The following is a 13,398-nucleotide window of genomic DNA, read 5'->3' as shown; positions in this document are numbered from 1 at the left end:
CGACATGACGAAGCAAATACTGGCCTGCGCGGTCGGGCTGGCGTTCGCCGGTGCCGCGCTGCTCGGCGCGGGTTATTTCGCGGGCGCGCGCCATGCGGCGACGGCCGCAGCGGCAACGGATACCACCGGATCGGCGTCGCCTTCGCCCGGCAACACCGACCCGAAGACCGGCCGCAAGGTGCTGTACTGGCACGACCCGATGGTGCCGAACCAGCACTTCGACAAGCCGGGCAAGTCGCCGTTCATGGACATGCAGCTGCAACCCGTCTACGCGGACGAAGGCGGCAGTGCGTCCGGCATCCGGATCGATGCGGGCCTGCAGCAGAACCTGGGCATCCGCTATGCGACCGTGCGTCGGCAGCAGACGGCCGCTGGATTCGATGCGGTGGGCACCACGCAGTTCGACGAATCGCGCGCGGATGTCGTACAGTCGCGCGTCACCGGCTACATCGACCGTCTCTATGCGCGCGCACCGATGCAGCGCATCGCCAAAGGCGCGCCGGTCGCGTCGCTGTTCGTGCCGGACTGGCTCGCGCCGCAGGAGGAATATCTCGCGCTCAAGCGCGGCGGGATGGACGCCAGCCTGCTCGATGCATCGCGCGCGCGGATGCGGGCGCTGTCGATTCCCGACGGCATGATCGCGAGCCTCGATCGCACCGGCAAGGCACAAACGCATGTCGTGCTCACGGCACCGGAAACCGGCGTCGTCAGCGAGTTGAACGTGCGCGACGGCGCAATGGTCGCGCCCGGTCAGACGCTCGCGAAGATCGCGGGGCTGTCGACGCTGTGGCTCATCGTCGAGGTGCCGGAAGCGCTCGCGCTGAACGTGCAGCCGGGGATGGCGGTCGACGCGACGTTCGCGGGCGACCCGGCGCAGCATTTCACGGGACGCATCCGCGAAGTGCTGCCCGGCATCAGCACGAGCAGCCGCACGCTACAGGCGCGCGTGGAGATCGACAACGCGGCGCTGAAGCTCACGCCCGGCATGCTGATGCGCGTGCGGGTCGCCGCGCGGCAGACCGTGTCGCGCCTGCTCGTGCCGTCCGAAGCGGTGATCGCGACCGGCAAGCGCTCGATCGTCATCGTGAAGAACCGCGACGGCCGGCTTCAGCCGGTGACGGTGACGACGGGCAATGACGTCGGCAGCGACACCGAAGTGCTCGGCGGGCTGAACGAAGGCGACACGGTCGTCGCATCGGGGCAGTTCCTGATCGATTCCGAGGCGAGCCTGAAAAGCGTGCTGCCGCGGCTGGAAAGCGGCGCCGGCGCAAGCGGCGCGGGGGCGACGCCCGCGTCGACGCCGACAGCGGCGGCACCGGTCTACGAGACCACCGGCAAGGTCGAACAGGTCACGGCCGACGACATCACGTTCTCGCATCAGCCCGTTCCGGCGCTCGGCTGGGGCGCGATGACGATGGCGTTCGGCAAGCCGTCGGCCACCGCGTTCCCGGACGTGAAGCCGGGCCAGACGGTGCGCTTCGCGTTCACGCAGAGCGACGACGGCTACCGGCTGACGAAGGTCGAACCGCAGGGAGGCGAACGATGATCGCGCACATCATTCGCTGGTCCGCCCACAACCGCTTCCTCGTGCTGCTCGCCACCGTGCTGATCGCCGCATGGGGCGTTCATTCGCTGCGGCAGACGCCGCTCGATGCATTGCCCGACCTGTCGGACACGCAGGTGATCGTGAAGGCGTCGTATCCGGGCAAGGCGCCGCAGATCGTCGAGGATCAGGTGACCTATCCGTTGACGACCACGCTGCTCGGCGTGCCCGGTGCGAAAACCGTCCGCGCGTATTCGTCGTTCGGCGATGCATTCGTCTACGTGCTGTTCGACGACCGCACCGATCCGTACTGGGCGCGTTCGCGCGTGCTCGAATACCTGAGCCAGGTGCAGAGCCGGCTGCCTGCCGGCGCGACGGTGTCGCTCGGGCCGGATGCGACCGGTGTCGGCTGGGTGTACGAGTATGCGCTCGTCGATCGCACCGGCCGTCACGACCTCGGGCAACTGCGCGCGCTCAACGACTGGTTCCTGAAGTTCGAGCTGAAGGCGGTGCCGGACGTGTCGGAAGTCGCGAGCATCGGCGGCATGGTGCAGCAGTACCAGGTCGTGCTCGATCCGGACAAGCTGCGCGCGTACGGCATCACGCAGGCGGAAGTCGCGACCGCGCTCGGCAACGCGAACCAGGCGTCCGGCGGCTCGGTCGTCGAGCTGGCGGAATCGGAGTACATGGTGCGTTCGACCGGCTACCTGCGCACGCTCGACGATTTCCGGCACGTGGTGCTGCGCACGAACGACGCCGGTACGCCGGTGCTGCTCGGCGACGTCGCGCGCATCCAGGTCGGCCCCGCGATGCGACGCGGGATCGCCGAGCTGGACGGGCAGGGCGAGGTGACGGGCGGTGTCGTCGTGATGCGCTCGGGCAAGAACGCGCTGACCACGATCGATGCGGTGAAGGCGAAGCTGGCCGACCTGAAGCGTTCGCTGCCGCCCGGCGTCGAGATCGTCACGACCTACGACCGCTCGCAACTGATCGAGCGCGCGGTGGGCAACCTGAAGGACAAGCTGATCGAGGAGTTCGTGATCGTCGGGATCGTCTGCGCGGTGTTCCTGTTTCATCTGCGCAGCGCGTTCGTCGCGATCCTGTCGCTGCCGCTCGGCGTGCTGGCCGCGTTCATCGTGATGCGCTACCAGGGCGTGAACGCGAACCTGATGTCGCTCGGCGGGATCGCGATCGCGATCGGCGCGATGATCGACGCGGCGATCGTGATGATCGAGAACGCGCACAAGCATCTCGAAGCGTACGACCACGCGCATCCCGGCGAACCGATCACGGCCGCGCGACGCTGGGAGCTGGTCGCGACGTCCGCCGCGGAAGTCGGGCCCGCGCTGTTCTTCTCGCTGCTGATCATCACGCTGTCGTTCATCCCGGTGTTTTCGCTGGAAGGGCAGGAAGGCAAGCTGTTCGCGCCGCTGGCGTTCACGAAGACCTACACGATCGCCGCCGCCGCCGGCCTGTCGGTGACGCTGGTGCCGGTGCTGATGGGCTATCTCGTGCGCGGCCGCATTCCGCACGAGCACGCGAACCCGATCAACCGCGTGCTGATCCGCGTGTACCGGCCGCTGCTCGAAGCGACGCTCAGGCGCCCGTGGGTCGCGATCGGCATCGCGGTCGTCGCGCTCGTGTTGACGGCCGTGCCGGTGTCGCGGCTCGGCGGCGAATTCATGCCGCCGCTCGACGAAGGCGACCTGCTGTACATGCCGACCGCGTTGCCCGGCATCTCGGCCGACAAGGCGAGCGAGCTGCTGCAGCAGACCGACCGGCTGATCAAGACCGTCCCCGAAGTCGACACGGTGTTCGGCAAATCGGGCCGCGCCGACACCGCGACCGATCCCGCGCCGCTCGAGATGTTCGAGACGACGATCCGGTTCAAGCCGCGCAGCGCATGGCGGCCCGGCATGACGCCGGAGAAGCTCGTCGACGAACTCGACCGCACGGTGAAAGTGCCCGGCCTGTCGAACGTGTGGGTGCCGCCGATCCGCAACCGGCTCGACATGCTGTCCACCGGCATCAAGACGCCGGTCGGCGTGAAGATTTCCGGGCCGGACCTGGCCGGGATCGACGCGATCGCGAAGCAGGTCGAGGCCGCGGTGAAGCCCGTGCCGGGCGTCACGTCCGCGCTTGCGGAGCGATTGAACGGCGGGCGCTACATCGACGTCGACATCGACAGGCTCGCGGCCGCGCGCTATGGCTTGTCGATCGCGGATATCCAGTCGGTCGTGTCGTCGGCGGTCGGCGGCGACGACGTCGGCGAAGTGATCGCGGGGCGCGAACGCTTCCCGATCAACATCCGCTACCCGCGCGAGGTGCGCGATTCGGTCGAGAACCTGCGGCAACTGCCGATCGTCACCGCGCGCGGCGCGCAGATCCGCCTGGGCGACGTCGCGCGCATCGCGATCGCCGACGGCCCGCCGATGATCCGCAGCGAGAACGCGCGACTGTCCGGCTACGTGTACGTCGATCTCCGCGGCACCGATCTGCAGAGCGCCGTGCGCGCGATGCAGCAGGCCGTCGCGCAACAGGTCGCGCTGCCGCCCGGCTATTCGATCGCGTGGTCGGGGCAGTTCGAGTATCTCGAACGCGCGGCGGCCAAGCTGCGAACCGTCGTGCCGGTGACGCTCGTCGTGATCTTCGTGCTGCTGTTCCTCACGTTCGGCTCGGCGGCCGATGCGCTGCTGCTGATGTCGACGGTGCCGTTCGCGCTGGTCGGCGGCTTCTGGCTCGTGTGGGCGCTCGGCCATGCGGTGTCCGTCGCGACGTCGGTGGGCTTCATCGCGCTCGCGGGCGTGGCCGCCGAATTCGGCGTCGTGATGCTGCTGTACCTGAAAGATGCGTTGCAGCGCCGGCTCGATGCCGGCGAACCGCTGACCGATGCGCTGCTGCTCGACGCGATCCGCGAAGGCGCGGTGCTGCGCGTGCGCCCCAAGGCGATGACGGTCGCCGTCGTGCTCGCCGGCCTAGTGCCGATCATGGTCGGGCACGGCGCCGGTTCCGAAGTGATGCAGCGCATCGCCGCGCCGATGGTCGGCGGCATGGTCACGGCGCCGCTGCTGTCGATGTTCGTCATTCCCGCCGCCTGGCTCCTGCTGCAGCGCCGTCGTGCGCGAAGCGCGGGTCATGCATGGCATTCCGAAGCAGTTCCTCACGGCACGAAGGTGCCATCCATCCCAACCGGAGAATCCCGATGAAGAAGTTGATCACTGTTACCGTTGCTGCCGCCGCCGTTCTTGCTGCCGGCACGATCGTCACCCCCGCCTTTGCTGCCGGCGACATGGCAGGCATGGACATGTCCGGCATGAAGATGTCGTCGGACGGCATGGCCGAGTCGAAGGCCGCACTGACCGACGCGGAAGTGAAGAAGGTCGATGCCGCGACCGGCAAGATCACGCTGAAGCACGGCGCGCTCGAGAACGTCGGCATGCCGCCGATGACGATGGCGTTCAAGGCGAAGGACGCGACGATGCTCGAGCACGCGCATGCGGGCGACAAGGTCAAGGTGCGGATCGAGAAGGTCGACGGCACGCTGACGATCGTCAAGCTGGTGAAGGCGTCCTGACCTGACGGCGTGCCGGTGCGTCGCCCGTCCGCAAGGCGGGCGGCCGCACCGGCGCCGTGCGTATCGGGCCGGAAGCGGCGCGTGCGGCTGCGGTTGACGGTGCGCAACGGGGTTGAGTGCCGGGTTGAGTGTCACCACGCACGGGATCGGCACCATCATTTCAACAATACTTGAAATATCGAAATGATGACGCTATCCTTCGCGGCATGGACTCCAATCTCGTCGTGCGCGCCCTGGGCGCGCTTGCTCATGAAGCGCGCCTCGCCATCTTCCGCGCGCTGGTCGTGGCCGGGCCCGAAGGGCTGCCGGCTGGTGCGATCGCCCAGCAAATCGGGCTGTCGCCATCGAGCCTGTCGTTTCATCTGAAGGATCTGTCGCACGCCGACCTGGTCACTGCGCGCCAGGACGGCCGGTTCATCTATTACGCGGCGAATTTCGAATCGATGAGCGGGCTCATCGGGTTCCTGACCGAGAACTGCTGTGCCGGCGCGGCCTGCGGTGTACCGGCGGCGCCCGATTGCTGCGGAGGCGACGCATGACCGGCTCGGACGTTGCACGGCCGCAAGCCGTGGCGGCACAGCCCGCCATCGGTTTCTTCGAGCGCTACCTGACCGCCTGGGTGGCACTGTGCATCGTGCTCGGCATCGCGCTGGGCCAGGCGCTGCCTGGGCTTTTCCAGCACATCGGCCGCATGGAATACGCGCAGGTCAACCTGCCCGTCGGCCTGTTGATCTGGGTGATGATCGTGCCGATGCTCGTCAAGGTCGACTTCGGCGCGTTGCATGAGGTTCGGCAGCACGTGCGCGGGATCGGCGTCACGCTCGTCGTGAACTGGCTCGTCAAGCCGTTTTCGATGGCGTTGCTCGGCTGGCTGTTCATCCGGCAGCTGTTCGCGCCGCTGCTGCCGGCCGACCAGATCGACAGCTATATCGCCGGCCTGATCCTGCTGGCCGCCGCGCCGTGCACGGCGATGGTGTTCGTGTGGAGCCGGCTGACGGGCGGCGATCCGCTGTTCACTCTGTCGCAGGTCGCGCTGAACGACAGCATCATGGTGATCGCGTTCGCGCCGCTGGTCGGCCTGTTGCTGGGGATGTCCGCGATCACGGTGCCGTGGGCGACGCTGCTCACGTCGGTCGTGCTCTACATCGTCATCCCGGTGATCGTCGCGCAAGTGTGGCGCCGGCTGCTGCTCGCCAGGGGGCCGGCGGCTTTCGACCGCGCGATGACGAAGATCGGCCCGTGGTCCATCGCCGCGCTGCTGGCCACGCTGGTGCTGCTGTTCGCGTTCCAGGGCGAGGCGATCCTGAAGCAACCGCTGGTGATCGCGCTGCTCGCGGTGCCGATCCTGATCCAGGTGTTCTTCAACGCGGCGCTCGCCTACGGGCTCAATCGCCTTGTCGGCGAGCAACACAGCATTGCGTGTCCGTCGGCGCTGATCGGCGCGTCCAATTTCTTCGAGCTGGCGGTGGCCGCCGCGATCAGTCTGTTCGGCTTCCACTCCGGCGCAGCGCTCGCGACCGTCGTCGGCGTGCTCATCGAAGTGCCGGTGATGCTGCTCGTCGTGCGCGTCGTCAACCGTTCGAAGGGCTGGTACGAGTGCGCGTGAAACCATTCAGGAATCCGGAAATGACCGACATCACGATCTATCACAACCCCGATTGCGGCACGTCGCGCAACACGCTGGCGATGATTCGCAACACGGGCGTCGAGCCTCGCGTCGTGCTTTACCTAACAACGCCGCCGAGCCAGGACGCACTGCGCGCGCTGATCGCGGCGATGGGCATCCCCGTGCGCGATGTGCTGCGGCGCAAAGGGACACCGTATGAAGCACTCGATCTCGACAATCCGAAATGGAGCGACGACGATCTGCTCGGCTTCATGGTCGCTCACCCGATCCTGATCAATCGCCCGATCGTCGTGACGCCGCTCGGCACACGGCTGTGCCGGCCGTCCGAGCAGGTGCTCGATATCCTGCCCGATCCGCAGCAAGGGCCGTTTGCGAAGGAAGACGGCGAAATCGTGATCGATGCGGAGGGCAAGCGTGTCTGAGCGACTGAACGATCTGCCGCAACTCGATGGCACGCTCTTTCGCGTGCCGGACGCGAGCCGCCTGCAGCCCGCGCAGCCGTCGACGCATCCGCCACGAATCCTGCTTCTCTATGGGTCGTTGCGCACGCGCTCGTTCAGCCGGCTGCTGGTCGAGGAGGCGGCGCGGTTGCTGACGGCGATGGGCGCCGATGTCCGGATCTTCAATCCGGCCGGCTTGCCGCTGCCTGACGATGCGCCGGAGCATCACCCGAAGGTGGCCGAGTTGCGCGAACTCGTGCAATGGTCGGAGGGCATGGTGTGGTGCTCCCCCGAGCGGCACGGCGCGATGACCGGCGTGATGAAAGCGCAGATCGACTGGATTCCGTTGTCGGTCGGCGCGGTACGTCCGACGCAGGGCAAGACGCTGGCGGTCATGCAGGTCAGCGGCGGATCGCAGTCGTTCAACGCGGTCAATCAGATGCGGGTGCTCGGGCGCTGGATGCGCATGCTGACCATCCCGAACCAGTCGTCCGTCGCGAAGGCGTTCATGGAGTTCGGCGACGACGACAGGATGAAGCCGTCCGCGTATTTCGATCGGGTCGTCGACGTCATGGAGGAACTGGTCAAGTTCACGCTGCTGACGCGCGACGTCGGCGCGTATCTGACGGACCGGTACAGCGAGCGCAAGGAAAGCGCCGAGCAACTGTCGCAGCGTGTGAACCAGGCGCGCATCTGAGCCGCTTTCCGGCGCGCGGCGCGATGACGCTCCGTTTGCGCCGGGCAGCACAATCGTGCCCGGCGCGTCCGTTGAGCAGGATCAGCGCGCCAGCGTCAGGAACAGATACCCCGCATACCCCGCGCCGTTCGCCAGCAGTGCCCAGATCGCCAGCCCGCGCGTGCGGGCATTGAAGCGCAGCCACGCCGCCGCTGCGAGCGTGATGATTACGCCGGTCAGCACTTCGGGGCGCGGCTCCCACGGCGTGAGCATGATGCCGATCGCCGGCAGCAGCGTGCCCTGGAACACCATCGCGCCGGTGATGTTGCCGAACGCGAGCGTGTCCTTCTTGCGGCGGATCCACAGCACGCTGTTGACCTTCTCCGGCAACTCCGTCGCGATCGGCACGATGATCAGCGACAGCAGCAGCGCCGACACACCGAGCACCTGCGATACACCTTCCACGCCGTGAATGAAGCCCTTCGCCCCGCCGACCAGCAGCGCGAGGCCGATGAGCAGTTGCAGCGCAATCGTTGCGAGGTTGGTCGGCATACCGAGGCGTGACAGGAACATCGTGTGCGGCGCCTCGGTGCCGTGCCCGGCATCGACGAGCTGGTTCGACGCGCGGAACGTCATCACGACATACATCACGTAGATCCCGACCAGCATCGCGGCGAGCAGCGCGCGCACGGCCCAGTTGTGATGCGGGACGAACATCGCGGCGGTGGCCAGCGAGAACGCGGCGAGGAAGTAGTTCATGTCGCGCACGAAGCCCGTGCGTTCGGGCGCGATCGTGCCGCGCAGTCCGCGCGAGCGGATCACCGCGAGCGTCATCAGGAAGGTGGTGAGCGTCGCGAGCATCAGCGGCGCGCCGAGAATCGCGCCGACGCCGATCTCCTCGTTCACGGCCTGGTTGGCCGTGCCACCGGCGAGCGCGAGCAGCGGCACCATCGTTTCGGGCAACGCGGTGCCGACGGCCGCGAACAGCGAACCCGTGACGCCTTCGGAAATCTTCAGGCGCTCGCCGAGATGTTCGAGCGCATTGGTGAAGACTTCGGCGGCGATGAGGATGACGATCAGCATGAACGCCAGTTCGAGGAACATGAAGGTCATGCGGCACCTCCGCAGGCATGCGCGCGGATGGCAGCGAAACGCGGGGAGAGAGTGGGGAACATGGGGACTCCGTGGTCGGACGCTGACGAACCATGGCGCATCCGACGACGTCCGACCAGGAACGACGCGATGCGCCCATGGTCTCGCCAAGCCGATCAGGCTGAACGCGCCACGGCCGCAGGCCGAGTGTGTTGACGCGTTCGCTTTCCGGGGATGGAAAGCAGGCTACTCCCCAAAGACGAAGGGCAGTCTAGCCGAGCGAATTGCTTTCGACAAGCCTTCATCTCAAAAAATATACCCCTCTCCCCTATAGGGGCAGCCTCCCGGATATATACTCCCCCTCCCTATGTTGGAGTCCGTCATCGATGAGCCATACCGTTCGTGAAAAACAGAAGCTGCTGAACCGCGTGCGCCGTATCAAGGGCCAGGTCGAGGCAATCGAGCGCGCGCTCGGGGACGAGCGTGGCTGCAACGAGGTGCTGCAATTGATCACGAGTTGTCGCGGCGCGATGAACGGGCTGCTGGCCGTCGTGCTGGAGGATCACATTCGCGAGCACATGGTCGATGCGCATGGGCCGGACGAGCACGAAGGCAGCGCGACCGAGCAGCTGATCGACGTGGTGCACAGCTATTTCAAGTAATCGGGGCGGAACATGGGCAATTTCACGAATGACGCGTTCGGCGCGGGGCACGACCACATTTTCCTCGGCGCGGCGCACGAGCAGAACGAGCGGCGGACGTGGATGGTGATCGGACTGTGCTCGGCGATGATGGTGGCCGAGATCGTCGGCGGTACGCTGTTCGGTTCGCTGGCGCTCGTCGCCGACGGGCTGCACATGTCGACGCACGCAGGCGCGATGCTGATCGCCGCGCTGGCCTATACCTATGCGCGCAGGCATGCCGACGATCCGCGCTTCGTGTTCGGCACCGGCAAGCTGGGCGACCTGGCCGGGTTCACGAGCGCGATCGTGCTCGCGATGATCGCGATCCTGATCGGCTACGAGGCCATTGCGCGTTTGCTGGCGCCCGTTCCCATTCACTTCGGCGAAGCGATTCCGATTGCCGTGCTGGGGCTCGCGGTGAACCTCGCCAGCGTGTGGCTGCTGAGCGGCGACCATCACCATGCGCATGGCCATGGCCATGGGCACGGTCACGGTCACGGACATGGCCACGGCCATGGGCATGGGCATGGGCATGGGCATGGGCATGGGCATGGGCATGGGCATGGGCATGAGCACGACGATCACGCGGACGAAGCCATGAAGGTCTTCTCGACAGCGGGCGTGTTCGACGTGTCGGTGTTCGAGGATGGTGTGCCGCCGGTGTTCCGGATCGCGCCGGCCACGGGCGGGTCGAGCCTCGACGGCGTGTCCGTCTCGATCACAACCGTCCGTCCCGACCAATCGCGACAGCATTTCACGATGGTCGCGCGCGACGGCTTCCTGGAATCGCGCGAGACCATCCCCGAGCCCCATGCGTTCGACGCGATCGTGATGCTGAACGGCAACGAGCACGCGCTGACGTTCGTCGAACACGATCATCATGAAGGCGTGCACGCTGCCGCGGTCCGCGATCACAACATCCGGTCGGCCTACGTTCACGTGATCGCCGATGCCGCGGTGTCGGTGCTGGCGATCATCGGGCTGCTGCTCGCACGGGCATTCGGCTGGGTCTGGATGGACCCCGTCGCGGGCATCATCGGCGCACTCGTCATCGCGAACTGGTCGTACGGGCTGATGCGCGATACGGGCGGCATCCTGCTCGACGTCAACGTCGATCGCAAGCTGACGGAGCGTGTGCGTCGCGCGATCGAGGCGCTGGGCGACAAGGTCAACGACCTGCACGTGTGGCGCGTCGGCCCCGGCCACATGAGCGCGATCGTGTCGGTCGAGACTGTCGATGCGGCGCGCGACGCGCGCTTCTACCATGCGCTGGTCAAGGGCTTCGGCGGCGTGTCGCACGTGACCGTCGAAGTGATGATGCCTGCGAAGGCGGCCTGACCGTGGCCGTGAAATCGCCGTGTATCGAGCTGTGTGCGTTCGATGGCCGTACCGGATTCTGTGTGGGTTGCTTGAGGACGCGCGACGAGGCACGTGACTGGAAGAAGATGACCGACCATCGCCGGCACCAGATACTGAACGACCGCACGCGCCGGCAAGCGAAGGTCCGGCGCGAGACGGGGGAGTGAAGGCGTTCAGCGGCGGTGGTGGTCGTGCTTCGTTTGGTGTTGCATCGGCCGTCACTCAGATGCAAGTTGCCAGGCGAACGGCTTACCCTTCGGCGTTGCGCGGAAAATAAAGCGCAAACGTCGTGCGACCGTCACGGCTCGCGACCTCGACCTTGCCGCGATGCAGCTCCATGATCGATTTCACGATCGCGAGCCCGAGCCCCGCATTGCGCGCCGCGCCGTGCCGCGACGAATCGATGCGATAGAAGCGCTCGAAGATCTTGTCGACCTGTTCGGGCGGAATCGCGGCGCCGCGATTCGTGACTTCGACGACCGCATACCCGCCTTGCGCGGCAACGGCCAGCTCGATCGTCGACGCAGCTTCCGCATGTTCGAGCGCGTTCGACGCGAGGTTGCTGACGGCGCGCCGGAACAGCGTCGCATCGGCGGTGACCGGCGCTTCGCCGCGCACGTCGATGCGCACGCCGGCTTCGTCGGCCAGCGCCTGGAAATACGACGCGAGCCGGCGCAGCTCGCTGCCCGCGTCGAGCTCGGCGGTCTTCAGGTGCTGCCGTGCATTGTCGGTGCGCGCGAGAAACAACATGTTCTCGATCATCCGCTGCAGCCGCTCGCATTCCTCGATGTTCGAATCGATCAGCGCTTCGTATTCCTCGGTCGTGCGCGCGCGCGACAGCGTGACCTGCGACGAGCTGATCACGTTGGCAAGCGGCGTGCGCATGTCGTGCGCGAGATCGGACGAGAATTGCGACAGCCGCACGAACGCGCGTTCGAGGCGGTCGAGCATCCGGTTGACCGACGTCGCGAGCTCGCGCAGCTCGACCGGGCCGCCACGGGCGTTGAGCCGCGCGTTCAGGTTGTGCGCCTCGATGCGCGACGTCTGCCGGCCGAGGCTCTCGACCGGGCGCAGGCCGCGCGACGCGACCGCGTAACCAAGCGCGCCGACCAGCAGCGCGCCCACGGCCGCCGCGAGCCAGATGTCGACGCGATAGCTTTCGAGCAGCGACTGGCGATCGGTCGCCGTGCGCGCGAGCGCGACCTGGATCGCGTCGCCCGACGGCAGCGTGGCACGTGCGTACACGCAACGCGACGTGCCGATGCCGGGCGGTGAGCAGGTGAACGGCCCGCTGGCTTTGCCGGCCGGATGCGGCGCCGAGATCACCGATGCGAGCGTGTTGCCGGCCTCGTCGGAATGCTCGACGATCGGGCGGTGCTGCGCATCGTAGATGCCGAGATACACGCCCGGATGCGACAGCAGCACCTCGTGAAACACGGCCGGATCGGCCCGCAGCGCGGCGATCGATCCGCTCGCGCGCGCGAGCTGCAGGAACTGGTTGAGCTTGCCGGAGATCTCGATGTCGTCGCGCCGCGTGAGTTCGGCGGACAGCGAGCGGTACAGGTACGCGCCGGTCAGCGCGAACACGAGCGCGGCGACGACGGCGAACGCGAGCGTCAGGCGTCGCAGCAGCGAATACGAGCCGGGGCTGCGCGTCACGAACGATCCTCGAGCACGTAGCCCATGCCGCGGATCGTGTGGATCAGCTTCTTCTCATGGGCGTTGTCGATCTTCGCGCGCAGGCGCTTGATCGCCGCATCGACGACGTTCGTGTCGCTGTCGAAATTCATGTCCCAGATCTGCGACGTGATGAAGGTGCGCGTCAGCACTTCGCCCTCGCGCTCGGCGAGCAGTTGCAACAGCGCGAATTCCTGCGCGGTCAGGTCGATGCGGGTGTCGGCGCGCCGCACGCGGCGGCGGATCAGGTCGACTTCGAGATCGGCGACATGCAGGATGTCGCGTACGTTGCGCGGCGCGCGCCGCAGCAGCGAGCGGATGCGCGCGAGGAACTCGGCATACGCGAACGGCTTGAGCAGGTAGTCGTCGGCACCCAGTTCGAGCCCGGCGACCTTGTCCTCGATCGCCTCGCGCGCCGTGAGCAGCAGCACGGGCGTCTGCTTCTGCGTGCGCAGCCGCTTGAGCACCTCGAAGCCGTCCATTTCCGGCAGCATCACATCGAGCACGACGAGATCGAATTCCTCGTGCAGCGCGAGGAACAGCCCGTCCTTGCCGTTTTCCGCGACGTCGACCGTGTAGCTCGCCTCCATCAGCCCTTTCCGGAGGTACGACGCCATCTTGGGTTCGTCTTCGACTATCAGTATCCGCATGGTGAGGCAGGCCGTCCGTGATTCATCCTTGATTCCAGCCGGTCAGTGTAACGCGTGAGCTTACGGCGCCGTGCGTG

Annotated in this window: 13 protein-coding genes and 1 riboswitch; of the genes, 10 read left to right on the top strand and 3 right to left on the bottom strand. The window is 66.8% G+C overall.

Annotated features, from left to right (window positions below; genetic code table 11):
- The first annotated feature begins 4 nt into the window (after positions 1–4).
- The 7 genes from G3O00_RS13185 (at position 5) to arsH (ending at position 7,881) form a co-directional block, all read left to right on the top strand.
- A complete protein-coding gene (locus G3O00_RS13185; protein WP_206143203.1) occupies positions 5–1,546 on the top strand; it encodes an efflux RND transporter periplasmic adaptor subunit in 1,542 nt (513 codons plus the stop codon).
- A complete protein-coding gene (locus tag G3O00_RS13180; RefSeq protein WP_206143202.1) occupies positions 1,543–4,749 on the top strand; it encodes an efflux RND transporter permease subunit in 3,207 nt (1,068 codons plus the stop codon). Before G3O00_RS13185 ends, G3O00_RS13180 begins: the two co-directional genes overlap by 4 nt.
- Positions 4,746–5,117: a copper-binding protein gene (locus tag G3O00_RS13175; RefSeq protein WP_174932142.1), complete on the top strand. Its 372-nt coding sequence runs from the start codon at positions 4,746–4,748 to the stop codon at positions 5,115–5,117. Before G3O00_RS13180 ends, G3O00_RS13175 begins: the two co-directional genes overlap by 4 nt.
- A gap of 206 nt (positions 5,118–5,323) precedes the next feature.
- Entirely contained in the window at positions 5,324–5,656 is a 333-nt protein-coding gene (locus G3O00_RS13170) for a metalloregulator ArsR/SmtB family transcription factor (protein ID WP_089463258.1), read from the top strand.
- The gene (arsB, locus tag G3O00_RS13165) at positions 5,653–6,723 is read left to right on the top strand and encodes an ACR3 family arsenite efflux transporter (RefSeq protein WP_206143201.1); all 1,071 of its coding nucleotides are present in this window, start codon (positions 5,653–5,655) and stop codon (positions 6,721–6,723) included. Before G3O00_RS13170 ends, arsB begins: the two co-directional genes overlap by 4 nt.
- Before the next feature lie 20 nt (positions 6,724–6,743).
- A complete protein-coding gene (gene arsC / locus G3O00_RS13160; RefSeq protein WP_206143200.1) occupies positions 6,744–7,166 on the top strand; it encodes an arsenate reductase (glutaredoxin) in 423 nt (140 codons plus the stop codon).
- On the top strand, positions 7,144–7,881 hold the full coding sequence (arsH, locus tag G3O00_RS13155) for an arsenical resistance protein ArsH (RefSeq protein WP_206143199.1): 738 nt from the start codon (positions 7,144–7,146) through the stop codon (positions 7,879–7,881). The genes arsC and arsH overlap by 23 nt, the downstream gene beginning before the upstream one ends.
- 81 nt (positions 7,882–7,962) lie before the next feature.
- Here arsH and G3O00_RS13150 read toward each other — a convergent pair whose 3' ends face one another.
- Entirely contained in the window at positions 7,963–8,973 is a 1,011-nt protein-coding gene (locus tag G3O00_RS13150) for a sodium:calcium antiporter (protein WP_174932146.1), read from the bottom strand.
- A 78-nt stretch (positions 8,974–9,051) separates the two neighbouring features.
- Positions 9,052–9,219: riboswitch (yybP-ykoY riboswitch) on the bottom strand.
- 119 nt (positions 9,220–9,338) lie between these two features.
- Here G3O00_RS13150 and G3O00_RS13145 point away from each other — a divergent pair.
- Genes G3O00_RS13145 through G3O00_RS13135 form a run of 3 tightly spaced genes read left to right on the top strand, consistent with a single transcriptional unit; the run spans position 9,339 to position 11,161 of the window.
- Positions 9,339–9,614 carry a metal/formaldehyde-sensitive transcriptional repressor gene (locus G3O00_RS13145; RefSeq protein ID WP_089428418.1) on the top strand — a complete coding sequence of 92 codons (276 nt, stop codon included), beginning with the start codon at positions 9,339–9,341 and terminating at the stop codon, positions 9,612–9,614.
- A 12-nt stretch (positions 9,615–9,626) separates the two neighbouring features.
- On the top strand, positions 9,627–10,973 hold the full coding sequence (dmeF, locus tag G3O00_RS13140; protein ID WP_206143198.1) for a CDF family Co(II)/Ni(II) efflux transporter DmeF: 1,347 nt from the start codon (positions 9,627–9,629) through the stop codon (positions 10,971–10,973).
- A 2-nt stretch (positions 10,974–10,975) separates the two neighbouring features.
- A complete protein-coding gene (locus G3O00_RS13135) occupies positions 10,976–11,161 on the top strand; it encodes a DUF1289 domain-containing protein (RefSeq protein WP_206143197.1) in 186 nt (61 codons plus the stop codon).
- A gap of 82 nt (positions 11,162–11,243) precedes the next feature.
- Here G3O00_RS13135 and G3O00_RS13130 read toward each other — a convergent pair whose 3' ends face one another.
- Both G3O00_RS13130 and G3O00_RS13125 read right to left on the bottom strand, forming a co-directional pair.
- Positions 11,244–12,653, bottom strand: a complete 1,410-nt coding sequence (locus G3O00_RS13130; protein WP_206143196.1) for a heavy metal sensor histidine kinase — start codon at positions 12,651–12,653, stop codon at positions 11,244–11,246.
- The gene (locus tag G3O00_RS13125; protein ID WP_206143195.1) at positions 12,650–13,321 is read right to left on the bottom strand and encodes a heavy metal response regulator transcription factor; all 672 of its coding nucleotides are present in this window, start codon (positions 13,319–13,321) and stop codon (positions 12,650–12,652) included. Before G3O00_RS13125 ends, G3O00_RS13130 begins: the two co-directional genes overlap by 4 nt.
- Between the last annotated feature and the right edge of the window lie 77 nt (positions 13,322–13,398).

This window comes from Burkholderia sp. Ac-20384 (genome assembly GCF_017104605.1).
GTDB classification, from domain to species: Bacteria; Pseudomonadota; Gammaproteobacteria; order Burkholderiales; family Burkholderiaceae; genus Burkholderia; species Burkholderia lata.
The sequence above is the reverse complement of the archived record's forward strand: the minus strand, read 5'-3'. Positions and strand labels throughout refer to the sequence as shown.